Origin of the sequence: Pseudophaeobacter sp. (assembly GCF_039971195.1) — a bacterium.
Lineage (GTDB): Bacteria > Pseudomonadota > Alphaproteobacteria > Rhodobacterales > Rhodobacteraceae > Pseudophaeobacter.
On sequence record NZ_JBDWPJ010000215.1, the window covers coordinates 15884 to 41048 of the forward strand.

The following is a 25165-nucleotide window of genomic DNA, read 5'->3' on the forward strand; positions in this document are numbered from 1 at the left end:
TCCCTTTAACTATGTATGTCCGAGGTTGTCATGACCCCTGTTTTGATCCTAATCTCCGCACTTTGCGCATTGGCGGTTATTTACCCTTATGTGATTTACCCTCGCATTCTGCGTCGCCTACCGACGCGTCCAGTGACTCCTGTGCTCGGCCACCACACCTCGGTCACGCTGTTGTTTTGCGCCTATAATGAAGAGGCAAGCATACCAGAGAAACTCGCCAATATCGAAGTGCTCAAGGCACGCCACCCCGAACTGGAGGTATTGGCCTTTGACGATGGATCCAGCGACCAAACCCGGCAAATGCTGTTGGACAGGCCCGACTTGGTACAGTTGGAAGAAGGAGGCGGGCGCAACGGAAAAGCTCATGGAATGAAACGGATGGCCGCGCGCGCGACTGGGGAAATCATAGTGTTCACCGACGCCAATGTGATTTTACGTGAAGATGCCCTTAGCAACCTGATGGCTTGGTATGCTGACCCACAGGTGGGAGGGGTGTGCGGGTCGCTACATTACTTAGACGACGACAGTTCCGCCACCGCCACCGCCACTGTTGGGTCGCGCTACTGGCGAATGGAAGAAGCACTGAAAGCTGAGGAATCGCGCACCGGCAACGTGATGGGCGCCGATGGATCAATCTTTTCCCTGCGCAGATCGCTTTACCCTGAATTCCCGGACACGGTGCTAGACGACTTGACCGTCTCGATGGCAGCCGTTTTTGCTGGCAAGCGTCTGCTGAAGGTGGCCGATGTCATCGCCTATGAGCGGCTTGTCTCTGACCGGTCTGACGAAATTGCCCGCAAGATCAGAATCGCCGCACGCGCTTATCACACGCACCTTTTCCTGCAGCCCCAGTTGCGCCAGATGGCAGCACAGGACCGGTTCAAATACCGGTCTCGCAAAATCATACGATGGTTTGGCGGCGGTTTTTTAACCTTAGGAGCCCTGGCTGGTTTGGCCGCGACCTTTTCAATTCACCCCATTCTAGGCGGGCTTGCCATGTTAGTTGTCTTGGGTCTGGGGGGGCTAGCTTGGCGACAAACGACAGGCATTGCAGCAGGGGTGACGGAAATCGTGATCGCCCTTTTGGCGACCCAAGTAGGCGTCATACGGGCGATGCGTGGACAGGTCTATCGGGTCTGGACCCCGGCGAAATCTCGGTGAGTTATTTTGCTGCAATAGGTGCTCGGTATCTGGCGCTTGCCGTACAGTTCGTTCTCGTCATCCTTGTTACGAATACACTTTCTCCCGCAGACGCGGGGGTGTATTTCGCAACTTTTGGGGTAGTCACGACGCTCTTCTGTCTGGCCGGGGCTGGGGTACCCGATGGGCTGGTGCGGACCTTGGGAGACAAGATTGCAGCCGGGCAGAAACATGCGTTACGGCGCAGCTGCTGGGTTAGCCTTATTTTTAGTGCCAGCATCACGGCGGTAATGTGTGTCGCAGGGGCCAGCATCCTAGTAGGCTTCGGCGGGACACTGGGCGCCGACGCTGCATTTGTGGCTCTGGCTGCGGGTTGGTTGTTTGTATATGGATTGATGTTCATCGTGGCCCAAGCCCTTGTGGCACTACGTGCACCTGCCCTAGGCAGCTTTTTCTTCTATAGCGCGATAAACCTCTGTATTTTGTGTTCCAGCGTGCCCTACCTTACCCTGTCTCAAAGGCCAGCATTGACCACACTGGTTGCTATTACCATTGTTGCAGCCAGCATCGCTTGCGGCGCAGGAATGGTCGCGTTGGTTCTACAAATGCGTAAATACGCGCCCGCCTCGCATGACACATCTAGTTCGCGCAGTGTGATCCTTCTTCCGGCCTTCCGGATCGGCGCTCCAATCGCCGTGTCGCGCATGCTGCAATCAATGATCTACTGGATCCCAGTTTGGGTGGCCGCGGCACTCCTGTCAGCGGCCGACGGCGCAGTAATCGGGGCCGCCGGTCGGTTGTTGATCGCTGTGACGGCTGTTATCGCCGCGCTACGCTTTTCGGTGCGCCCCACAATCGTCGCCGCCGCCGCAGAGAGCGATTGGTCCTATATCGAGCATATCGGTCGCAGAATTTGTCTTCTTACGAGCAGCTTTACGCTAGTGGCTTTGGTTTGCCTTTGGGTGGTCGGCGCTCCGGTTCTGGCCATCTTGCTGGGGCCAGAATATGGAGCGGCCTGGGCGGTCCTTGCAATCCTAATGATCGGTGCCTTGGGTGAAGCTTTTGGCGGCCCAGTCGATGAGATACTTAAGATGACTGGCGCAGGGACTGTGGTACTGTTTAGCCTTATGGTCACCGTCAGCCTACAAGCGATTTTGGCTATCGCTTTGTTGCCGTTTGGGTTGAACGGGGTCGCAACAGCGCAAGCTCTAGCTTTTTGCGCATTATACGCCTTTCAAGTGATCTACCTGTACCGAGTACGTGGTATTCTTGTAATGCCCCTGCTTCCCCGACACAATGACGCGGCGGCAATTGACCAAGAGACAACAAACTTATGACCAATTTTTTCGTGTGTTTGCTGTTTGCCGTGACCTTTGCCCTGCTGATGGTAGGACACCACCGCGGATCTCCTGTTCGGGTCTGGATTGCTATGTGGACTATCGCTTGGGCTATCAATGCAGCAATCGGAGGCGTATTCTATTTTTCGAGCGACGTCGTATTGATCATAGTGATTGGGGTGCAGAGTTACGTATTCGGAGCCGTCTTATTTTGGAATACAATCTCATTGCGTCCCATTCCACCCGCGGGGCATATGCAAGCGTTCACGCACCACTTACAACATGCCACTTGGCTAACAACACTCTTGGTAATCATGTTGGCTAGTATCCTTGTTCTACTGGAGATGGGCCTCCGCAAGCTATCCGGCAGTAGTCTGGTAAGTTTCCTATTTGGAGGTCGGAGCCAAATGTTTGCAGTTATGAAAGCCAACCAGGCCGCGCTCTATCTCAACAATGGCTTTAACTTCCCATCAGAGTTTAAGTTGATCACCTTGATTCTAACTTTTGTTCCGGTTTTTGTTTGCTTCAGGATGTCATTCGCGAACCGCGTTCGCTCAGACTATATTACGCTTCTGGCATTGATCATACTGTCGATACTCTTTTCGGCCGTTGGCAGTGTGCGATCTTTGCTGCTGGTTCCCCTAGTGGTTGGTTTCTTTTCCTTTTATGTCGGATGCATATTGAACGATCGAACCCACATCCTGCGCCGCAAACGAACGATTTTCGGTGTAATAGCATTGGTTTGCGGTTTCGGGTTTTGGGTTATCATAGTTCAAAGCGCTCGTATGGGGGACTTGCAGTTCGAGCGGGTTGGGGCAACTCTGGAACATATGCGGCCATGGTTCGCCGGCTATGTTCCTGCGCTATCGGTCTGGTTCGAAAACTTTTACCCATACACCGATCATACTTGGGGCATGAGCTTCTTCCGCGCAATTTTTGGCCCTCTGGGCCTAGTTTCCGGGGAAGGTTTTTCGGACCGAATTGATGCCGTGGGCATCGGCAACTGGCAGACGTCGAATGCAATGACCATCTTCCGGATTTTTCTGCAAGACTTTGGTCCATTGGGGACATCAATATTCTGCATCCTTCTCGGCTTTTTTGGCGAGCTAAGCTATTATCGCGCCCGCCGAAGCGGAGGCGTTTGGATCGTCTTTTTGATCGTTGTCTATTGCTCTGTGTTCTTCTCTATAAATTTTTGGTTTTTCTTCTATGGAGCACGGGTCTTTGGCATGATCTTAGCGCTGTTCGTAATGATTATTATTACCATCCAAGCTAGACGAACATATCGCCGCCAACAGAGACACATGCGCCTAGAACTTAATAACTCGGGAACTATTTAATGACCTCCTCTCAAACGGTACTCCTGATCGCCAAAGCCTACCCGCCAACAGTAGGTGGGGTTGAGAGCTACAGTGAACTAATCGCTCGCGCCTACGTTCGTCAGGGCGTTACACCCACTGTAATCACTTCTTGGGATGGGCCACGCGGCTGGCACGATCTTTCTTATCCAGAGGGCAGTATTCATGTCTACAATGTTGGCATGCACCGGCAGCCAATCGTGTTTGCAAGGATGATTGCTGCTATTGGGCGCGTGCGTTTTGGGCAAAACTTCCACTTCATCCACGCAACCACTTGGCGGCCAGCGCTTGCATTGCTGCCGTGGCTTTGGCCCCAGACAAAGGTGCTAACAATTCACGGTCAAGAGGTACTGAACTATCCTTTCATTTTAAAGCGCGGTATGATCAAAGTGTTGCTCGATTTTGACCTAGTCCACACGGTATCCCATTCCACGATGCAAGTTGCGAAGAACGCTCTTGAAGGAGCAAACCCACAGGGCGTTTGGGAAGTCAACTTCAACGGATTGTCGTTCCCTTCGGAAGCAGCGGCCTTTGATCGCCCCGCTAGGAGCAGCGATTCTGTCTTGCGCATCCTATCATTTGCCCGTTTGGCACGGCGAAAGAACATTGATGGTTGTTTACGCGCGCTAGCCAGGATGCGAACTGAGGGTATCGATAACTTCTCCTACACCATCGCAGGTACCGGCCCCCTACATGACGAAATCGCACAGTTGATCGTAACGCTTGGTCTCCAAGACTACGTGACAATGAAGGGTTACGTCGAAGAATCGGAAATCCCAGACCTCTACCGAAATGCGGATATATTCATACATCCCCAGACCGCTTCTGAAAACAAACGCGACTTGGAGGGCTTTGGTCTGGCAATCGCAGATTCGATCTCCTTTGGATGTGCTGCAATCGTTGGTGAGACTGGCGGGCCAGCAGACTTCGTCAAACACAGCGAGCGCGGTTTGGTCGTAGATGGATATGACGATGGGGCCATTTCCGAAGCGCTTCGACAACTGCTAACCGATCCGTCAACACGTAATGAGTTGGCAAGCAACGGCCGCTCATGGTGCCTAGAGAATCTGTCATGGGACCGGCATGTCCAGAAGGTTATCGCCAGCGTCAAAGCTCTAAACACCTGACAGTAAATTAAGACGTTTGTCGGGTGCACTCAAATTTCTCAAGCGCTCAATACGCTTCTGCGGGTGTTTGTTTCTCCAGTGATGACTGTGGCCTGACGTGGTTGGAAGCGTATCGCCCAGAGCGTCCGTATTCTGCAAACGTCTTTTAGGTTGCCGAGCCATTCCTCATTCTACGACTCATCGCGCAGGCTTCGCTAAACCGTCTCATTCGCAATCGTTTGCTGCTTTGAAAGGTTGAGCAAACTCTACATCTCAAGGCAGCTCACTAGTCCGCAATCGCATTGATCGGCGCTGTGATCAGCGAAGGTGTAATCTGGTCGACAGTTCGGCCCCAACGTGTTACGGGGTTCTCTGCAATGAACACAATATCATCTGGTCGCAGCTCAAACTTGGAGGCCATCGCAAGGTTCGCCGCATTTCGGATATCGAGATGCCAAGCGGTCACAGCTCCAAATTCGCGCACATCGCTGGACGCCCTCAGAACATAGACTTCGGACGCGTCACCGGTTTCCTTGGCGACCCCTCCTCCGGTGCTGAACAAGGCGTCAGCTAGTACGGCTTTGTGATTAAACGGCAGTGCAAAACGCCCCTGGGTGCGGACTTCGCCGCTCAGATAGACATAGTCACGGTCCACCGCATCAAATTCGAGTGTTTGAGAAAAATTATCCCGGCGCTCATCCAGTTCTGCCCGGCGCAAAGTCACGGCAGCAGTCAATTCGTCCAAAGCAATTTCGCGGCCCGCAATCGTTGTTTGAGTACGGCGGATTTGTTGTTCGAAGTAGCGCTCAGCTCGATCAAGGTCATAGTCAGTATCGACAAAAACCGAATCCGCAGCCATCAGACGCAAATTTTGGAACTCCGAACTAGAATAGAGATCCTCCAGCGGGATCTGATACACATTTCCCTCCCGGTAGATGCGAACCGAACTGATATCAATATCACCAACCGACACAGAGCCTGCTGCGGCAATGGCTTCGCCAAGGGTCAGAGGCGTCAGGGTGATCGACATAACCCCTGGCTGCCCAACAGCGCCGCCGACGGAAACACGGCGCGAGTTAAATTCGGCAACCTCGAGACTAAAGGTTGGGTCCAACTGGCTTTCGACCAGGCGTTGGAACAACAGCGCTTCTCCTTCGTCCACAGTGAGACCTTCCAGACGTACCCGGCCCACATCTGGAATATTGATCGAGCCATCATCCTGAACCGTATAGCCATTACGGCTGTTCTGAGCCGCCAACAAACCGGACAGCTCGCCCGCAGTTCCTTGGGTCGATGGGGTAGAAAGCACGACGACATCGCCCACCCCGATCGTATAGGGGGTCAAGGCAACTTGCGGTGGCGGATCCAGAGTTAGCCCGCTGCGCACTCCGTCTTGGGTGGAGGGCGCCTCTGGAAGCGCGCCAATCCCGCGCGGCGAGGCCCCTGCTCCAGACCCGGCTGAGAGGCCAAATACGGCAGGCAATGTCTGCGGCGCATAGGCCGACCGGTTGGCGACAAGAACCGTCTCTGGCGTCATTGCCACCACGCGAACTTTGCCAGTGTCAGACACACCGGCCGAAACAGAAGGGCTGCGATAGATGGTTGAACAGCCCATCAAGCTTCCGGACAACGCAAGGATGCTCAAAACAAGGGTCACTGGGCGCACGATGCAGTCTCCAATCGCAAAACTATCAAATTCATTCCGGTACACTCTTCATAAAGAGGTTGCCAAGAAAGTCACCAGTCCACTGAGAGGATTGAAGAATTTCATGGGTTCCTGGGTGCAACCAATAGCGGTTGCTGAACTTTTGATCCGCGCCAAAACAGTCCTCTTCAAACTTTAGCACCGGAACGGCCAAGCCCTGAACAAAGATCTCTTCGCGACCCCTTGGGGATATCTCACAAAGGTAGGCATGCAGCTCGATCTCATCATTGCCGTTGAGAAAACTGTGGAACCGCTCAGCCCGCCCCGCCTGCGCCGATAGCACCAAGGCCAGGCTCTGCTCAACGTCCGAGGCAGCAAGACCAGAGCCAAACCCCTTGGCCGAGGTTAGCATCCCATCTTTCAATGTAATTGTCGCCCCATCAGCTGTCAGCCAGGTCTCAGTACCAGCGCGGGAAGTTTCCAACAACATAACCCCCGACAGATCGCTGGCCGGAAAAGCCACCTCGAGCCGAGGTGGAATCGGGCGGATAGAGGCCAGGGCATTGGCACGAGGGTGAAACCGCGGAGCATTGGGATTCAACGTACCGCGCAGAAGATCGGCATCATCCTTTGCCTCACCGCAGGCCAAAAGAAGCGTCAGTACCGCAAATCGCAAGGCAAACCGGATCATCGCAGGAAACGCCCCCAGCCTTTGGCCAATTGCTGGCTGCGCGCCTCGCGGGTGAAGCCATAGAGACGGTTGCGCACATTCAACCGCGCGCCACCATCGCGCAGAACCGGCCGGATCACTTGCCCCAGTTTGTTGCGTGACGGCCGACCGGTGAGCCAGGAGACCGGGATTTCGAGCTTGATACCTTTGTCAAAGGACCCTTCGCCAAAGTCAGTAAAGCCGACATCTGTCAGGGTGAAAAAGGCGCCGACCTTGAACCCGTTGTTAAACTCACGGTCCAACGAAAAGGTCGCCCCGTAGTCACCTGCGAGATACCGCCCTACATCTAACTGTGCGTGATATTCACCTGGCAAATCATAGTAGGCAGAGAAATGCCCTGTGGCGACGGAATAATCCTGAAAGCCAAAGAGCACATCAAATTCGCGCTGCTTCACATAGTTCATTTCCGCCCCGACAGCGAGGCGGCTGTTGACCGGATACCACAGCAATTCTGCAGAGAGCCCACCATACATGGTTTCCAGGTAGCCGAATGTTGCGCGGGCATAAAGATCAGGTGCAGGCTGCCAAATATGTTCCGCTGTTAGATGCTCAATACGCAGATCAGATTCTTTAGCGTAACGCCCCCAATCAGAACGCACTTTGGGCAAAACTGAATTGGATACCCGCGTAGCGCCGTCCAAGTTTCCAACCAGCGGTTGGCGAATTGTTCCTGAAAAGCTAAGACCGGGACGAGGTGTATAATCCGCCCCTACAACGACGCCAAGTTCATACCGAAAAGGCGAATCCGGATCAAAGAATGAGGCCTGAAAATAGGGTCCAACTCTATATCGAAAATCAGGATAGGCCCCCTCCGTCAGCTGCCCCTCCACAAGCGGGATCGCATTGGAGACTTCCGCGCGGGCAAAACTGCGCCAACTGCCATCCGGGTCATGCTCCAGCTCATATAGGTCAGACCTCTGAATGCGCACTGAACTCAGCGCGACGCCGTTGCTCACCAATGAAATGTCAAAGCTTTCGACTTCAGGTGCTTCGGTATTGGCTAGAACCCGCGCTGCGCGGCCAATCGCCTGCGCAGTCTGCCCATAGGACCCGTTTTCCACCCCAATACTGACGCTAGTGTCGCGCCGTTCCAGGGACACAAGTCGTAGCCCCTGACCATCCAGCTCTCGTTGTAGAACAGCCCGTTTTTGTGCTGGTGCTTGGGGGTTATCCTCCAAATTCCAACTGGCCAGCGCCACACGGTCAATGGGCAACAACGGTGGCGGTGAATCCCCCTGCCCGCCGGGTGCAACACTCTGACGCGGATCGATAAAATAGGTGTAGCTGAAACCAAGTGTGGATCCATACAGGTATGAACCAGTGAGCTGAGCTCCGTTCTTGAACCTGTACTGAACCCCAAAATTGAAGGGTGAACCAGCGTCAAAACCAATTTTGTTCGCCTCTTCCGCGTACACATCTGATGAATACTCTGCCATCAGTGTTAGTCGGTCATTGTACCTCCAACTGAGGCCGCCAAATAGCGCTGCATCCCCACGAAACCAGTTCCCGAAATCCAACTGCCCAGTCGTACCAATCCCGCCAACACCCCTACTCGGTCTGGTCTTAAAACGATCAGAGAACAATCCAAGAGGGTTACTAAAGCTTCCTCGTCCAGCCAATCTCCCCCAACCGATCCCACCAGTGACTTTCAACCGCTCCTGAAAAGTCTTGGTTGCAACGATGTATTCAGACGCATAAATTCCGGTTCCGCCAAAATCTCTCAAGCCAAGGGCCAATGCTGGAGCTGTGCGACTTTCTTCTCTCAGTTGAAAATGGATATCAAAGCTTCGATCATACCGGTTTCCGATCGCACCATCAAAATCCTCAATTACAGCATAGCGAAAACTACCATGCACCCAGGGCAACAGTTGAAATGTCATGGTCGTACGCAGGGTACTGTCCAGCATTCCTGCGGTAAACACCAGCGCGCCATCGTCGAACATATCAGCGGTAGGAATCTCGAGCAGGCCGGGTGTGCCATAGTTAGAAACCGTCTGCGCCGCAGCAGGCGTTAGACTGGACACAGCGAAGCACAGGCTTGCAAAACATCTGGCGGCAGAAAACTTCACTGGGTCACATCAATTTTGTTTGCTTGTCGTCAAAATAGACGAACGCGTTTCGAATGTCGCCTTGGGCGCTAAGAACACAAAGTTTTGCTGCTTTATGCGTTTTTTGTACATCAACTGATTCTGTATCTGACGCAAACAAGACTTTGGATCAATCCCCTGCCGGTCAACCTGCCGCACAAATTGAAAGCAGTTCTGCGACAATCGCATGACATGCGGTGAAATCATGCCCAATGGTACCTGTTCTTGGGTATTGGTCTTGCGATCCATGTTTTCTCTGTTACTCAGAGATGATACTGTGTCCCTAAATGTGTTTAGGAGTATTGTTATGATCAGAGCTACAATTATGGCTGTTTTGCTGAGCGCAACTGCAGTAACTGCGCAAACTCAGACCAACAAAGAAGAAGTAATTTGCGATGACGGGGTTTCCGCCGAGGATGAAGCCTGCGTTGGAGTCGGCACAGACGCCGCAGCTGCGGCTGCGGAAGGTGTGACAGGTTTCGTTCCACTTGTGGGTCCTGCTCTGGGTGCGCTTGGAGCTGCTGCGGGTGTTGCTGCGGCTGCCGGTGGTGGGTCGGCAACCACAACAACCAGCACAGTTAGCACAAACTAGTCTACGAGAAACCATTTATCCAGAGGCGACTCAATTCTAAGTTCCTCTGGATAAACTGTTTTCTGAAGACCCTCTCAACGAGTGCAGCGTTCAGTTTGAATAGTATGTCGTCCCATAGTTGCCATAGTTATAGCCGTAGGACTTCATTTTGCGCGCGTTAATCTGCCCCAGAACCAAACCAGACAGACGTAAACTGTCGGTGTGGAACAAACGCATTGCCTCTTGAACATCCTCAGCGGAGGTCGCATCCCATTTCACCGCCAACAGCGATGCATCGGCCAAGGGAGCAATCAAACGGGCGTCTGACACCAACAGGACAGGCGGAGTATCGATCAGGATAACATCATAAAGGCCGCGCAGCTCTGTGAGGAGATCGCGGAATTTTTCCGAAGCAAAGAGATCCGCCGCATTTGTTGTTGTTTTTTCACCAGCCAGAACATCGCAGCCAATCAGCTCATCGCGGAAAACCGCCTCTTGAATACTTGCTTCATCCGTCAGTACGGACACGATGCCCTTGTCAGGTCGGCTTTGAAGTTGTGCCGTCAAAGTCAGGCGGCGAAGATCGCCCTCAACCAACAACACCTTCTTTCCTACCCCGTTAAAATTCTGCGCCAGGGCCAGCGAGTTTGTTGTCTTGCCCTCTCCGGGCAGTGAGGAAGTCAGCACGATCACCTGGGGTGGCTTATCGATATTGGACAGCATGATCGAGGTTCTGAGGTTTCGCACGGCCTCAGCGGTTGCCGAAGAAGGCTTGTCGGCTAAGTACTGCAAGACACTCCGCCGCCCCTTCGCAGGGAAAGTCGGAATTTGCCCTAAGACACTATAGCCCGTTTTATGCTCAAGCTCTTTGCTCGAGCGGAAACCTTTGCGTCTCGCTTCACCAAGGAGAACAATCCCAGCGCCGATCATCAATCCTAAAATGCCGCTCATGGCCAGGATAAGGGACTTCTTTGGTTCAGAGGGATTTATCGGGATCACGGCCAATGACAACATCCGACTGTCTGCCTTTTGGATACCCTCCTGGGCTGAGGTCTCTTTCAGCCGCGTCAGGAAGTACTCATAGAGCAATCGAATTGCTTCAGCTTCTCTGGTCAGCTGTTGCAGAGTAATCAGGTCGACGTTTTGCTGCGCGACCTGTTGGGACAATTCCCCTTCAGATTTTTCCAGCGACAAGACCTGTTGTGTCGCCCGCCCAGCCTCAAGCCCCGCGCGGGCAAGTAATCTTTCGAAGGTGGTGTCAAAAGCAGTGGCTGCGGCCTGCTGGTTTTCGATCTGACGCAGAAGTCGTTGCAGTTGCGGGTCGCCACTTGCTTCGGCCTGTGCGTCACGCCCTTCGATGTCGCGCAACTCATTAAACCTAGCCGTTGCCGCCTGTTGTGATGATTTGGCCAGCAGTATCCGCTCCCGCAGATCTTTGAGCTGAACTTCCAGCGCCTGCAGGGCCTCCGGAGAGATCAAGGCCGTAGAGCCATTGAACTCGGTGACCTTGGACTCGGACGTTTCCAACTGCACCTGCAGCTCAGCCACACGATCCGTTAGCCAAGTGGTGGCCTGTTCCGTTGCTTCAAACTTCACCTCAATCTGATTGAGAATGTACAGATCGACAATGGTATCCGCGATCAAGGCAGATTTATTGGAGCTCTCAGATTTCACGGTGATTTGAAAAACCAGGCTTTGCGGCACACTCCGCACTGCGACACTTTCCAAAAGTTTTGAAATCACACTGTCACGCGTAATTTTTTCCTGCAACGCAGCAGAAATCACTTCAGGAGCATCAACAACGCCAACTAGGGCCTTTATCTTGTCCTTCACTGCGTCGACCAGTGATGGTTCCTGAAGTGCTACGTTGAATTCAGCGTCCGAAATCAGATCCAGCTTGTCGACAACTTTTCCCATCAGACCACGGGACTTGAGCACTTCAAGTTCCGAGTTTACTTCTGTGCTGTCGCCAGTAAGCCCACCAACGACGCTTTCCAGATCAACAACACTCTTCTGATCCGTCTCCAACATCACAACTGCAGTGGAGGAGTACATCGGTGTTGCCGCGACATAGGCATAGTAGCCTCCTGCCATTACAGACAAAGCCAGGATCAGGCTAATAAGCCACTTTCCGCGCCAAAGCGTCGCGAAAAGCTGGCCTATATCGATCACATCGTCCTCTAGCTGCGAAGACGACTGTACAGGAACAGGAGCCACGGAATGGGTTTGCTCACTCAGGGATATGTTTTTCATTTGGTTCAGTTATTCATTCTTCACGGCCGCGGCCTGGGAGTAACGTCAAGCTGCACACCAGCTATTTGCATCGCCGCTGAGGGTCAACGACCTGTCGTACCTACTACAGATGTCCCAGTGCGCAAAATCAGTTCTAAATCGAGGCCGAATGCCATCCGCTTGGCATAGTCCATATCCATGGCAACACGCTCATTGTAGCTTACGTCATTGCGCCCAGAGACCTGCCAAAGCCCGGTTATCCCAGGTTTCAGGGCCAGATAGGTTTCGGCAGCCGTACCGTATTTTTCCAGCTCTGCGGTCACGATGGGACGCGGGCCAACAAAACTCATCTCACCTTTCAACACATTCCAAAGCTGCGGAAGCTCATCCAGGCTGGTCTTGCGAAGGAAGTTGCCCAACGGCGTGATCCGCGGATCATTTGTCAACTTGTGATCTCGGGCCCACTCTTCTGCGGCCTCTGGATTTTCAGCCAGATAAGTCTTTAGCTTCTCCTCCGCGCCATGCACCATGGTACGGACCTTCCAGCATCTGAACGGCTTATTATTACGGCCGATACGGGTATGACCAAAAAACCCACTTCCACCATCACGACGAACCAGGACCCACAAAAGGGCAACAATAGGTGCCAGAACCGGTACAAGAAGAAGCGCAAGTACGACGTCAAGCGTACGCTTACCGAACTTTTGGTAAATCCCAGTTCGTATTTCAGATGGTGCAGCGGCATGAATTTCTAGAAGGTAATTCGTGTCAAAGAACTCAACATAGTCTTTCATCAAAAACACCCCCCCAAGGGCATATAACTTATAAAAACCGGGATCAAAGAAATTCTCACAACACCTCTCTTCCTAAGGTGATTCACCTCTTCCATCAATTGTTAAATCAAATTTTACACATGGGATTTCGCGAAAATGGTTAATTTTTAGGCGGGTCAATTTGAATATAACTGATTCAAACCGTGCCCTTTGCCCTGTGGTAGAGTTGGGCTGATGAACTGCCACTACATGTAGATTTCTTGAGTATCCTTGCGAAATTTTGCAGAATTATGACGTCCAGACTCTGCAATGAAGACAACCACCGATTCTCCACAGTCCTGCCGCCTCTGAGGTGATTTTTCTTCACCAGCAACACCTTAAAGATGTATCGCGCTCTGCGCTTTTGTAGTGAGTTTCACAAGTATGACCATAACAGCCCCACGCGACCTAGACTGGCAGCACCAGAGCAGCTCTGATGAACTTCTGGTCCTGTCCTGCTCCACCGGCCAGAACTTCATGCAGTTCTTTACTGAAACTCTCGCAGATTGCTTTGAAGCCGATCTGGTCACCATCGGTGAATTGATGGTGATGGAAAAAGAACGCATCAATGTGCTTGCCAGTTGTCTTGATGGAAAGCCGATAGGGGAGTTTGAGTATGACACCTGTGTCGCCCCTTGTTTGGATGTCATCTCAGAGGCAAAGCAAAAGACCTTCCTCTCCAATATCCAGCAGTCCTACCCACTGGACACCTATTTCATCAAAGAGGGCATCCAAAGCTATATTGGCTTTCCGCTGAAAAACCACGAAGGCGAGACAATTGGCCTCCTGCAGGCCGCCTGGCGACGGGATATCGACCAGGAAGAAGCGGACAATGTCATTGAAACAGTGCACCTGTTCATTGAACGGCTCAGCGCTGAACTTGTAACGCTCCATGCGATGCGTATCCTCTCCGCTCTGGTCGCTGGACCGGGCCAAACGGGGAATCTGGACGCGCTGCGTTTGCTCTGCGAGCAAATGCAGACAGCCCTAAAAATCCGTGTCGCCTTCATTGCGGAATGCATCGCCGACAATGCCAATTGCTTTCGCGTTCTGGCCTATTGCCAAGACGGGAAACTGATCGACCATGTTGAAGGCAAGGTGATCCCCTATCAGGGAACCCCCTGTAGCCATCTCAAGGAAAAAGATGTTTTCCTAGTGCGTAGCCAACTGCAGGAAGCCTTTCCCGAGCAGGTCCAGAACAAAAAGCATAATCTGGTCTCCTACCTTGGCCTCAATATTCGGGATGCGCAGAACAAGATCATCGGCCATTTTGCCCTGCAGCACGATCGCGAAATGTTGCACAGGACCCTGGACTCAAACCTCTTCAAACTCTTCTCAGCGCGGGTGAATCTCGAGCTACGCAAACATCAGGAAGAGACTGAGCGAAAGGCCTCCGCCTAGAGCACCCTCTTTGGATCGACTCAAAGACAAGAGGCCTTTCCGCTCGCCTCTCCCCAACTCTGCAATGTCTCAAATGAAGGGATCATGGGCCCATTGCAGCAGCGCCTGACGTTGCCGCGGGCGACAGAAGACATCGCCAGGATAGCAATTGGCGCGGATCTGACCGGCGTGGCGGGCAAAGCCACGCCAGCGTTTGATCTGGATCTGATCGATCTCTGGCAAGCGCCGCCCTAGATAGTAGCGACAATACCACTGGAACCAGCCGCGCGGATCCGGGCCATAGATCCAGCCCTTGTCTCGCCAATGGCTCAGCGGTTGGCGGCTTTTGATGCCAAACTGGTTGAGATCGGCATTGGCAACATCCGATAGCCTTGCGCTTTCAAACCAGACGACGGGAAACTCATCGCGGCAATCATTGAGATACCTCCCCTCAAACACCCCCAGCGCCAGCATCTCTGCCGGGGTGTAAAACGGCGCAAACCCCGCGTCGAATTTCGCACCAGTTGGGGCCGAAAGGCGATAGCTATAGGCCTGCTGCATCCGGTCAGAAACCCGGATCAATCTGGCAGTCTCTTGTGTCATTCCTCAAACGTCTCCGGTTCCATGTCCTGCCAAAAGGCAATGATGGCGCTGGCATTGAACGCCGAGCGCCACCCATGTGTACGAAAGTTCTCCCGTTCCAGATCATCCTCGAGACCGGCCATGAACAATTGTCGGTCGGCATCTCGCTGGGTGGGGTTTCGCCGCGAAACCAGCTCCTCCACCAGATCAAGCCGCCGCGCCCGCCCTACCCGCTCGGCCTGACGAGCTGCATAGCTGGCCTCGTCCTCCGCCCGCTCACGCTCCCGCTGCTGGGCGGCCTCCACCGCTTCCGGGCTTGGCGTGGGTTTCACCGCTGGCTGATGCGGTTGATAGTCGTCGCGCAGCGCCGCCGACAGATAGCCAACCGAGCTTTTGACCTGCGCCTGCCCCTGCATCAGCGACAGCTTTTGCTTTACATAGTCTTCCCCATGTTCGGTGATCCATTGCCGCGCCAACCGGTCAGAAACCCCCTGCCCACGCAGCGCCTTATAGGTCACCAGGTTGCGCATTCCGTCGCTGTCATCGATCTGGAACATCGCCATCTGCGGGTTCGATTTGATCAGGAAACGGATCTCGGTGACCGCCCTGCCCTTCTTTTGAAATTCCGGCGTGATGATAATGTCAGAGCTCTTGTTGACCTCGGCCACTGCGGGTTTGATGATCTTGGCGTTCAGATGTTTGAAGCTCTCATAATAACTGGAGCCATCCACCCCCATCAGTTTGCGAAAGGTTTCCAGGCTCCACCAACCGGTGGAACGGGTGCGTACAAAACGGTAGCAATTCTCATAGAGCGCCAACCCGTGGCCGGAGCTGAAATTGCGCTGGATATGCACATTGATCAACGCGTAGATCTTCGGGTCATGCAGTTTCTGCGCCAGAGCTGGCGAATAGGCATATTCGCAGACGCCGTTCTTCAGCTTGGCAAAGGACAGGAGCGAGGACACCCCCCATTCCTGCCGCCCCTGATCATCCAGCATATCCCATTCCGCCACGGTTTCGGCCAGGGCGCGCAGACTGGCGCGCAGGGTGTCAAAATCGTTTGAGTTGTAACCAACGATGGTCGCCAGCGTGCGGGCATCAATGGTGTGGCTCTGCGCCGTGGTCAGCGCGTCATAGGCATTGAGCAACAGCACATTGGAGAGCTTGCGCTGCAAGAGGCTGAGCTTGCCACTGATGTGAATCGCCGCGACGTTCTTTTTCACCGTCTCTCGCCGCAAAGCGCCAGAGAGGGAGTCCATGTCGATCTGGGAATCGCTCATATCATTTGCCTGCTCGATTTTTCCAACACCATGCCATATAAGGTACCCACGGATCAATCGGGCTTAGGTTCCTGAAAGAGATTCTCAAAGGTACCCATTTGCAGGAGATTTCCGGAGGCCCGACGTCCTCCTCGCCCCAGCCTGCGACTCAGCCAGGCATGTACAGCCCCCACCAAGGCCGGAACCCCAAGGCCAAGCCAAGAGTCAATTTAGTGCCTAACACCCCATTGGAGAGCCTGTATCACCCGCGCAAACCCATCCCGAGAATCGGTGCCCCAAATCCTGATCCAGGGCACCCTATATCCCGCTTACAGGTGCCAATGGTCCTGTAAAAAGGTACCTTTCGCACTGGATATGGGTCCCCAATTCTAGGTAACCCATTGTCGTGTATCGGAAATATTTGCGCAAATATTCTAAAGTCCTTAAAGGAAATAAACGTATATTGTGGCTAAGTTTCTAAATTCATGAGGTTTCGTGACGAAACCTGTTCTATTTGCCACGGTTCCGCAAATCATCACAACAATGCTGGATTGATACGAGGATGTCCGCTAGTTTTCCCTACATACGCCAAAAAGGCGAACATGACACGAGGCACCCAAATGAGCAAACCTCCCTCTTCTGGCCTTCCGCCCTACCTTAATCTTGACCCGGAAGCTGCAGCGAAAAAACTCCCCGACCCAATTGGCACCGCCCGTTTTGCTAAGGCTGCCGCCTTTTGTGCAAAAGGCCGCGAAGATCTAGCGCGGCGCGGCTATGCCCCCGATGGACAGAAGCGGTTGCGCAAATTTTCCACCTGGGAAATTACGAAATACCTCATCCCAGTGGCACCAGCGCATCTTCGCCGCGTCCTCAAAGCCAATCCAGATCTTCCTCAGGGAGAAGGCGAAGGTGGCTCAAAATGGTTTACTCTCGAAGAGGTTTTGACACTCCGAAAACACTTTGATGCCGAAGGGGTGAGCACAAAGGAGTATGTGCCTTATCGCCCTAAAAATAAGGGTGCTAAGGTTGTATCTGTGGCGAATTTTAAAGGAGGTGTGGGCAAAACTTCGACCGCAGCACACCTTGCAATGTCCTCTGCTCTAGACGGTTACAAGGTGCTAGTGATCGACCTCGACAGCCAGGGCTCGATGACCTCGATCATGGGCGGCAAGGTTGCTGATGAGTGGCAGACGGTCTTCCCGCTGGTGGCCAAGGACTACGCTAAATCGGTAATAGCCGAAAACGAGGTGCGTTTGGCTTCTGGTCGGCCAGAAATCGCGCTGGATGAAACGCTGCAAGAGGCGCTGAAGACCACGCCACAGGATGTTATCCAGAAAACTCATTGGCCCAATATCGATCTCATCGGGGCGCAGTTGAACCTCTATTGGGCCGAGTTTCAGATTCCGGTCTGGCGCATGGGATTACCGAGCTGGCCGCTTTGGGACGGGCTGACTAATTTTCTGGAGGATGAAGATATCCTCAACCAATATGATGTCATCTTCCTCGATACCCCGCCAGCTCTTGGCTATCTGACCATCAATGCGCTGGCGGCTGCTGATATCCTGCTGGTGCCGCTGGGGGCGTCATACCTGGAATTCGACTCTACAGGGCGGTTTTTTGACATGCTCTACACCACCTTTGCCTCCATTGAGGACGGGGAGAACGCAGCGCAGCGCGCGGCGGGGTTACCGGAAATCAAGTTTGAATGGGATGTAGTACGGGCCATCGTCACACGGTTTGAGGCCAGCCAACAGACCGACATGGCCAATGTGATCCAGGCCTATTTTGGCGATTTTATGAATGCCTACCGGCAGGATTATACCGCGCTGGTGGGGCAGGCCGGTGAGCAGGTGAACGGCATCTACGAAGCTGATTACCGGGACTTCAACCGTGACACCTATGTGCGGGGGCGCGAAACCTTTGATCGGACCTATGCTGAGTTCAAGGAACTGCTGATCGGCTGCTGGTGGCGCGATGCAAATATGGGAGATGAGCAAAATGGCTAAACGCAGAAGATTGATCGCCCCGGATGCCAGCGAGCTGCAAGAGCTGGAGGAAGGTTTCGCCGCGAAACCCTCGGCCAATCCTTTTGAGACCAAATCCACCGTGCCGCCCATCGCCCAGGTCGCCGCCGAGGCCGCCAGCCTCAACAGTATGACGGGGGTGACTGATCGCGTGGCGCTGGCGCGAGATCAGGGCGATGCGGCCCGCTGGCGCGCTGCCGAACAGGACGGGTTAGTGGTGCAGATGCTGGCGATAGCTGACATCGATCAGGATTTCATCCGCCGCGACCGTCTGGTGGAAGATGCCGAGGCCATGGCAGAGCTGCAGGGCTCGATCCAAGAGAACGGGCTGCGCGCGCCCATTGAGGTCGCCAAGACCAAAGACGGCTATGGGCTGATCTCAGGCTTTCGCCGGTTGCAGGCCTATCGCGCCCTGGCGGCGCAGGATGACAGCTTTTCCCAGATCCCCGCCTTTGTCCGCGAGGCTGACGCAGGTCAGGCGGCCTATGTCTCTATGGTTGAAGAAAACGAAGTGCGCGCTAATCTCAGCCATTATGAACGCGGGCGCATTGCGGTGCTGGCAGCGGATCAGAGGGTTTTCCCATCGGTGGAAGCAGCAGTGGATGCGCTCTTTGGGGCGGCCTCCAAGGCTAAGCGTTCCAAGGTGCGCAGCTTTGCCAAGGTGCATGAAGCCTTGGGTGATCTGCTGCAATTCCCCACGGGGCTGACAGAGAAGGCCGGGTTGGCGCTGGCAACGGCGCTGCGAGATGGCGGCCAGGGTGCTTTGCGAGATGCATTGGCTCAGTCCACGGCTCCGGATGCAAAATCGGAATGGGGGTTTCTGCAGAAAGCCATAAAGGCAGCAAACACTGCGCCACGGGACAGCTCGCGGGGTGGCCGCCCACAAGAGATCACCCGGATCCCTAGCCGTGATCTGCCCAAGGGCGGCGCACTGAGCGCTGAGGTCTCGGCTGATGGGCTGCGGATTGAGCTGAAGGGCAGGGCGATCAATGCGGATACGGCGGAACAGATCCTGAAAATGATCACCCGTCACATCGGCTGAGGTCTTCGCCTCTAACCCAACCGGGGCTGCTATTTCTGATAGTAGTCCCGGAACCAGACCACAAAGCGGTCAATCCCGTCGCGGAAATTGGTCTGTGGCTGGTAGCCCGTCAGCTTCTTTAGCAGGGTTGCATCGGCCCAGGTGGCGGGCACGTCGCCGATCTGCATATCCATGTAGTTGCGAATGGCCTTCTTGCCGAGGCTGGTTTCAATGGCGTCGATGAAGTCCAGCAGGCGCACCTTTTCCGAATTGCCGATATTGACCACCCGGTAGGGGGCCACCGGTGACAGGCTGTCGCCTTCCTCGATCTCTTCCTTGCCCGCGGGGCGTTCAGGCACCACGTCAATGAGCAGGCGGATGCCACGCACCAGATCATCGACATAGGTGAAATCGCGGTACATCTCACCGTGATTGTAGATGTCGATTGGGCGCTCGCTCAGGATGGCATCGGCAAATTTGTAAAAGGCCAGATCCGGGCGACCCCAAGGACCATAGACGGTGAAAAACCGGAACATGGTGGTCGGCAGGTCCCAGAGATGGGCATAGGAATGGCCCATACTCTCATTTGCCTTTTTGGTCGCCGCATAGATGGTCAGCGGCGCATCGGTACGCTCGGTCTCAGTAAAGGGCATCAGATCATTGCCGCCATAGACTGAGGAGGAGGAGGCCATCAGCAGGTGCTCCACCTTTAGGCGTCGGGCGGCCTCCATCACGTTGAAGGTGCCCATAACATTGGTTTCCAGATAGGAACGCGGGTTCTCCAGGCTATAGCGCACCCCTGCCTGCCCAGCGAGATGCACAATCACTTCGGGCGCAAAACTGTCTGCCATACTGTCAAAGGCCTGCTGGTCCTCGAGCAGGGCTTCTGTGACTGAGAAATTCGGGTGCTGCAGCAGCATCGCATGGCGGCGGCGTTTCAGGGCGACATCGTAGTATTCGGTCATGCCGTCAAAGCCATGGACCAGAAAACCCTCATCGAGCAGTAGCTTGGCGAGGTGAAAGCCGATGAACCCGGCGGTGCCGGTAACAAGAACGCGTTTCATCTGATGTCTGTAGTCCTGCGTTCGGGAGGCCAAATGACCGGCCCTCTGTGATGCTTTGGCCTGCTATAGCACGGCGGGAAAGCTTCTGCGAGGGGGCTGGATCATTCGATCACGCTACTTTGAAGCCAATGATTTCATTGAACTATCTGGAAAGCACCGGGGCGTTTTCCCATTGGCTTCCTGCCAGCGCCCTATGGAGCGGCGGGTTTTGAACCCCACCAGCCCATCGGCCCCGCCAACATCATGCCCCAGCGCTTCCAATCCGCGCTGCATGGCGGCTACGTCGGAACGATAGAGTTTGTCCAGGCCTTGCCAGGAGGCAGTAAAATCGCCGACGCCATATTGGATGCGGTCGCCCACATGGCCGACAAACAGCGCGTAAAGGTCGCTCTTGTTGTAGTCTTTCAGCACGTAGAAATTTGGCGTCACGATAAAGGCAGGCCCATAGCGTCCGGCGGGCATCATCAAAAAGCCTTCTCCCTGACGTTCCGCATCAGGGAAGGGGCGGCCAGAGACACGGGTGATGCCAAGCGCCTCCCAATCCGCAATGCTGCGGCCCCGATCCGGGCCTTCCAGGCTGCAAGAGACCTCCGCCGGGACCTTCACCTCAAAACCCCAGTCGCGGCCCTTTTGCCAACCATGTTTCGCGAGGAAATGCCCGATCGACATCAGGGTATCGGCTTCGGATCCCCAGATATCGGCCCGCCCATCGCCATTGCCGTCTGCGGCATATTTCAAGAAGTTGCTGGGCATGAACTGCGGCTGACCCAGGGCGCCGGCCCAGCTGCTTTTCATCGTCGCGGCTTTGACATGGCCCGCCTGGGCGATTTGCAGCGCGGCAATCAGTTCAGCCCGGAAATACGCGGCGCGGGTGCTCATAAAGGCCTTGGTGCCGAGGACGCGGAAGACATTATGCGGGATTTTGGCGCGACCATAGGCGCTTTCGCGGCCCCAGATGGCGATGACAGTGCGCCCCGGCACACCGGTTTCTGCTTCAACCCGGGCGAGGGTGCTGGCATGGGTCTGCAGCATACGCCGACCCATGGAGGTGGCACCATCAATTCCGCCGCGGCTGAAGTATTTTGCCGGCACGCCAAATTCGGCCTGTCGCTGTTGCCTTGGCACCTGCGGAGTGCTGCCGGGGGGTACCAGATCGGGCAAATCCCAATTCAGGGTCACGCCGGTAAAGGCCGCCTTGAAGGTCTTGCGGCGCACCCCGGTCGATTTGGCCTCGGGCCAGATTTCTTCCTGTAGCCAGTCCTGAAACTGACTCTCCACCTTGGCGCGGTCCAGCGCTGCTGCGGGCAGGGGCAGGAGCGCGAGGGTGGCAAGCAAGGTAAGAAAACGAATGAACATAGAGCAGGCTCCGGCGTGCGAAATGGGGTGTGCAGCTGTTAGACTAACGGCATTCGGTAAAAAGGACACCCGGATGTAGCCTCAGGGTAGGCTGGTTTCAGCGGGGCATTGCCTGCGCAAAGGAGATGACAAAACAGGCACCAGCCTTGCTGGGAGCCAGACGAATTTCGCCGCCGTGCACCGAGAGCATATTGCGCAGGATGGTCAGCCCCATGCCGCTGCCGCCCTGTGCCCGTTTGGTGGTGAAAAACGGCTCAAAAATCTGCGCCGCATTGCCGGGAGAGATGCCTTTGCCATTGTCACTCACCCGAAGTTCCAGTCCTGAAGCTATATCCTGGGTGACAAGCGTGACTTGGCTGCCGCCCTGTTCGCGGGCATTGTTCAGCAGCTGGGTCAGGATTACCTGCAACCCGCTAACACCAACTGGCAGGGCCAGGTCCTCGCCAGACAGGGCCAGCTCCAGGTCAGTAAACTCAGCCCGCAGCCAGGGGGTGACATCCCTTAGGCTGCTTTGGCCCTTATGGATCATCTCCCGCGCCCGAGCGACCTCGCGTAGGGCGCTGAGCTGGTCTTCGATCTGGCGCGCCGCCCCGTCGATCTGGGCAAGGAGTTTCTGATCCTCTGGCGTGAGGGCGCCGCCATCCTCGATCAGCTCTGTTGCGGCACGGATGGCCGAGACCGGCGTTTTGATTTCGTGGCTGACATGATCGGTAAAACTGCGAATGGTCATTTCGCGGTTGCGCAGATGGGTGGCCATATCAACGACGTTTTGCGCCATCTCGTGCAGCTCATGGGTGCCGGAGTGATGCGGTGGGTCGATCCCCTCACCGGGAGTGCTGCGGGTCTGGGCGGCATAGGCATTGAGGGCGCGAATGGGCGACAGCAAAAGCCGCACCAAGAGCCAGCTTAGGAAGGAGGTGGCTAAAAGAATGAGTGATCCCAATAGGGTAGCGGAATTTCGAAAGCCGATCTCCGGTCCCAGATAGCGCAGGGCAACCAGACCGATCAGCGACAGGACCAAGGTCCCGGCCAGCCCACCGCCCAGCACCAGCGCCAGCGAGGGGCGCCATTTGCGAGTCAGACCCCTGGCCATCAGATCAAGGTCCTGAGGCGGATGCCAACCGCATGCACAGTCTCGATCAGATCACCGCCCCCGGCTTGCTCCAGCTTGGCCCGCAGATTGCGCAGGTGGCTGTCCAGCGTCCGGTCCGAGACCGGACTGGAAGCTCCCCAAATCGTCGCGATCAGCTCAGCCCGGCTGCGGATGCGGACGGGGTCTTGCAACAGCAGATGCAGAATACCCTGCTCGCGGGCGGTCAGCGCCACTTCCTGCCCGGCGATCTGGCAGCGATGCGCCTGTGGGTCCAGGCTCAGCGTGCCATGGGTTAGTGCGGCGGGTTTCTGAGTGGGCTGGCTACGCTTGGTGATGGCCTTGATCCGGGCCACCAGGGCGCGGGGGCTAAAGGGTTTGGTGACATAGTCATCTGCCCCCAGCTCCAGCCCCAAAACGCAATCGACCTCATCATCGCGGGCAGTGAGAAACAGGATCGGCACCTCGGAGCGCTGGCGGATGCGGCGGCAGACCTCAAAGCCGTCCAACTCTGGCAGGCCAATGTCCAGCACGATGAAATCCGGGACTTCGCGGCTGGCATGCAGCAGGGCCTCCTGCCCATCGGCGGCGGTCACCACCTGCCAGCCAGCGCGTTCCAGCGCGAGGCGCACCAGATCGCGCAGGCGGGGGTCATCATCGACCAGGAGTATTTTCATCGCGCTCTGCCCCGCTGGATGTTGCTTAATCGTTAAAACCTGCCCCAGCATAGGAACTTACCCGCCAGTTGCGAAAGCCCCATTCGCGCCAGTTGACCACGGGAAGGGGCATGTCCCAGCAGGAGGCGTAGCCTTGGGGGATATGCAGGTCGGGGTTTGCATCACGGGCCGCGGTCAATGCATGGGCGGCGGTGGGGCCAAGATTGCAGAGATAATACCAATCCGGCCCTACAGTCGTCTTGCCGGAGAGGTTTTGGGTGGCAATTGTGGCTGCAAAATTGACAAAGGCACAGATATAGAGCGTTCCGAGTCCCAGCCCGGTGCAGTAGAGCAGCAACCAGCTGTTGGAGCGCGCGCGCAGAATCTGCCAGGCGGTCAGCAGTAGGCCGACAACCACCAGCCCAATCCAGATCATCGCGTAGATCCGCATGTAAGTGAGGCCAAAGCTGGCGACATAGAGATCAAGCCGCAGCAGTGAGGTGAGGCCTAGCAGGGCATTCTGGCCAAGCCAGAGCATCATCAGCGGTTTCAGGCTGGCATGGTTCTCCAGATAGGGCCGCGCAGCCAGGGCAAATCCGCCCGCCAGCATGGCAGTGGCAAGCAGAGGATAGGCGCCGCGATGGGCGTAATTGGCCAGCGTCATGCCCTCGGGCAGCGCCGCGCCGCCCATCAGGATCGACAGGTCCATCAGGCTTTGGACTGCGAGGATCAGGTTGAACATTACCAGCGCCCGCAGCACCGATCCGGCGTTGAGTCCGTAGCTGCGAGAGGTCTGGCGAGCGGGCTTTGCGGCTTTTGGTTTTGACGCTGGTTTAACGGGCTGCAGAAAGGGCCAGATCATCAGCGCAGCCCCGCTCCAGAACAGCAGCCGGTGCAGCAGCGGCCGGATGTCGTAGTCAAAACTCAACAGATCCAGCAGGCCTTTTTCAAGCAGCGGATTGGCTTGCAGAAGCAGGGTGACCAGCACCAATGCGCCGCCAATAGGAAAGCTCCAATTGCGAAAATACTGTGCCAGTGCAGAGGGTTGAGCAGAGGCGGGTGTTTCTGCACGATCTTCGGTGGCCTCCGGTTTGGCGGCAAGCTCTGGAAACAGGCTGCGCCGGAGGTGTTTCAAGCCCGAAAATGGCACAGACCGCAGCAAATCCAAGGCCGTACTTGCCAGGGCAGGGAGTTGCACCCGCGCCGGGAGATGAATCCAGGCGGTGGCGGTGACCAGCCCAATGAACTGAAACCCCCAAGATAGAGCCTGAGAATGCTCGATCACCGGCAGACTGGAGAGCAGCAGACAGAGCAGCGCTGGTTTGATTTGGCGAATGTCCGGCGATCTGAGCAAAACAGCCGCGCCATATAGCGCCCAGCTGAACAGGGCGGCCGAAATCCCCGGCGCATAGCTCCAGAACAGCCAATCGGCCAGGGCGGTCAGAACCACCAGCGCCAGGGTGGCACCGGTGCCTTTGCGGACTAGGTCAGCCCAGACTTGGCCTTTGGTAGGGGCGGCAGAAGAGGCCTCTGGTTCGCCTTCGCACCCCAGCCACCAGCTATCCTGTTTCAGCGATGCGGGCACGCCGCGCACGATATAGCCCCCGGTTTGATCACCTGTCATGTTCTGCTCCCTGCCTGTTGCTTTTGTTGCGGTGAGGTCAGAGATGCCACAGGCCTCGCGCAGGGTTTTTGCACAAGATGTGCAGATCTTG

The 25165-nt window shown here is 55.4% G+C and carries 20 protein-coding genes; 7 read left to right on the forward strand and 13 right to left on the reverse strand.

Annotated elements, in window-relative coordinates; all coding sequences use genetic code 11:
- The first annotated feature begins 30 nt into the window (after positions 1-30).
- The 4 genes from ABJP42_RS18420 to ABJP42_RS18435 are packed head-to-tail and all read left to right on the forward strand — an operon-like array spanning position 31 to position 4962.
- Positions 31-1161, forward strand: coding sequence for a glycosyltransferase (locus ABJP42_RS18420; protein WP_348343003.1), 1131 nt, complete (start codon positions 31-33; stop codon positions 1159-1161).
- Positions 1158-2477 (forward strand): lipopolysaccharide biosynthesis protein, encoded by a 1320-nt coding sequence (locus ABJP42_RS18425; protein WP_348343005.1) that lies wholly within the window; start codon positions 1158-1160, stop codon positions 2475-2477. The genes ABJP42_RS18420 and ABJP42_RS18425 overlap by 4 nt, the downstream gene beginning before the upstream one ends.
- A complete protein-coding gene (locus tag ABJP42_RS18430) occupies positions 2474-3817 on the forward strand; it encodes an O-antigen polymerase (RefSeq protein ID WP_348343007.1) in 1344 nt (447 codons plus the stop codon). The genes ABJP42_RS18425 and ABJP42_RS18430 overlap by 4 nt, the downstream gene beginning before the upstream one ends.
- A complete protein-coding gene (locus ABJP42_RS18435) occupies positions 3817-4962 on the forward strand; it encodes a glycosyltransferase family 4 protein (RefSeq protein WP_348343009.1) in 1146 nt (381 codons plus the stop codon). Before ABJP42_RS18430 ends, ABJP42_RS18435 begins: the two co-directional genes overlap by 1 nt.
- Before the next feature lie 265 nt (positions 4963-5227).
- Here the strand turns inward: ABJP42_RS18435 and ABJP42_RS18440 are convergent, their stop codons facing one another.
- From ABJP42_RS18440 to ABJP42_RS18465, 6 genes are all read right to left on the reverse strand, one after another.
- Entirely contained in the window at positions 5228-6556 is a 1329-nt protein-coding gene (locus tag ABJP42_RS18440) for a polysaccharide biosynthesis/export family protein (protein WP_348343011.1), read from the reverse strand.
- An 82-nt stretch (positions 6557-6638) separates the two neighbouring features.
- Positions 6639-7277 carry a YjbF family lipoprotein gene (locus ABJP42_RS18445; RefSeq protein ID WP_348343013.1) on the reverse strand — a complete coding sequence of 213 codons (639 nt, stop codon included), beginning with the start codon at positions 7275-7277 and terminating at the stop codon, positions 6639-6641.
- The gene (locus tag ABJP42_RS18450) at positions 7274-9385 is read right to left on the reverse strand and encodes a YjbH domain-containing protein (RefSeq protein WP_348343015.1); all 2112 of its coding nucleotides are present in this window, start codon (positions 9383-9385) and stop codon (positions 7274-7276) included. The genes ABJP42_RS18445 and ABJP42_RS18450 overlap by 4 nt, the downstream gene beginning before the upstream one ends.
- Positions 9386-9394: 9 nt before the next feature.
- On the reverse strand, positions 9395-9652 hold the full coding sequence (locus tag ABJP42_RS18455; RefSeq protein ID WP_348343017.1) for a hypothetical protein: 258 nt from the start codon (positions 9650-9652) through the stop codon (positions 9395-9397).
- 433 nt (positions 9653-10085) lie between these two features.
- On the reverse strand, positions 10086-12227 hold the full coding sequence (locus tag ABJP42_RS18460) for a GumC family protein (RefSeq protein WP_348343019.1): 2142 nt from the start codon (positions 12225-12227) through the stop codon (positions 10086-10088).
- 83 nt (positions 12228-12310) lie between these two features.
- Positions 12311-13000, reverse strand: coding sequence for a sugar transferase (locus ABJP42_RS18465; RefSeq protein WP_348343021.1), 690 nt, complete (start codon positions 12998-13000; stop codon positions 12311-12313).
- Positions 13001-13402: 402 nt separating this feature from the next.
- Here ABJP42_RS18465 and ABJP42_RS18470 point away from each other — a divergent pair, with 402 nt between their 5' ends.
- Positions 13403-14419, forward strand: a complete 1017-nt coding sequence (locus ABJP42_RS18470) for a hypothetical protein (protein WP_348343023.1) — start codon at positions 13403-13405, stop codon at positions 14417-14419.
- A 69-nt stretch (positions 14420-14488) separates the two neighbouring features.
- Here the strand turns inward: ABJP42_RS18470 and ABJP42_RS18475 are convergent, their stop codons facing one another.
- Positions 14489-15001, reverse strand: a complete 513-nt coding sequence (locus ABJP42_RS18475) for a hypothetical protein (RefSeq protein ID WP_348343025.1) — start codon at positions 14999-15001, stop codon at positions 14489-14491.
- A complete protein-coding gene (locus tag ABJP42_RS18480; protein ID WP_348343027.1) occupies positions 14998-16260 on the reverse strand; it encodes a replication initiation protein in 1263 nt (420 codons plus the stop codon). Before ABJP42_RS18480 ends, ABJP42_RS18475 begins: the two co-directional genes overlap by 4 nt.
- A 581-nt stretch (positions 16261-16841) precedes the next feature.
- On the opposite strand from ABJP42_RS18480, the gene ABJP42_RS18485 reads away from it, so the two are divergent.
- Together ABJP42_RS18485 and ABJP42_RS18490 are read left to right on the forward strand one after the other, a co-directional pair.
- A complete protein-coding gene (locus ABJP42_RS18485; RefSeq protein ID WP_490363237.1) occupies positions 16842-18245 on the forward strand; it encodes an AAA family ATPase in 1404 nt (467 codons plus the stop codon).
- Positions 18238-19305, forward strand: coding sequence for a ParB/RepB/Spo0J family partition protein (locus ABJP42_RS18490; RefSeq protein WP_348343031.1), 1068 nt, complete (start codon positions 18238-18240; stop codon positions 19303-19305). Before ABJP42_RS18485 ends, ABJP42_RS18490 begins: the two co-directional genes overlap by 8 nt.
- A 29-nt stretch (positions 19306-19334) precedes the next feature.
- Here the strand turns inward: ABJP42_RS18490 and ABJP42_RS18495 are convergent, their stop codons facing one another.
- From ABJP42_RS18495 to ABJP42_RS18515, 5 genes are all read right to left on the reverse strand, one after another.
- A complete protein-coding gene (locus ABJP42_RS18495; RefSeq protein WP_348343033.1) occupies positions 19335-20348 on the reverse strand; it encodes an NAD-dependent epimerase/dehydratase family protein in 1014 nt (337 codons plus the stop codon).
- 114 nt (positions 20349-20462) lie between these two features.
- Positions 20463-21704, reverse strand: coding sequence for a lytic murein transglycosylase (locus tag ABJP42_RS18500; protein ID WP_348343035.1), 1242 nt, complete (start codon positions 21702-21704; stop codon positions 20463-20465).
- Between the two features lie 97 nt (positions 21705-21801).
- On the reverse strand, positions 21802-22797 hold the full coding sequence (locus ABJP42_RS18505) for a sensor histidine kinase (RefSeq protein WP_348343037.1): 996 nt from the start codon (positions 22795-22797) through the stop codon (positions 21802-21804).
- Entirely contained in the window at positions 22797-23471 is a 675-nt protein-coding gene (locus ABJP42_RS18510; protein ID WP_348343039.1) for a response regulator transcription factor, read from the reverse strand. Before ABJP42_RS18510 ends, ABJP42_RS18505 begins: the two co-directional genes overlap by 1 nt.
- Positions 23472-23496: 25 nt before the next feature.
- Positions 23497-25074, reverse strand: coding sequence for a DUF4153 domain-containing protein (locus tag ABJP42_RS18515; RefSeq protein ID WP_348343041.1), 1578 nt, complete (start codon positions 25072-25074; stop codon positions 23497-23499).
- Positions 25075-25165 lie beyond the last annotated feature (91 nt).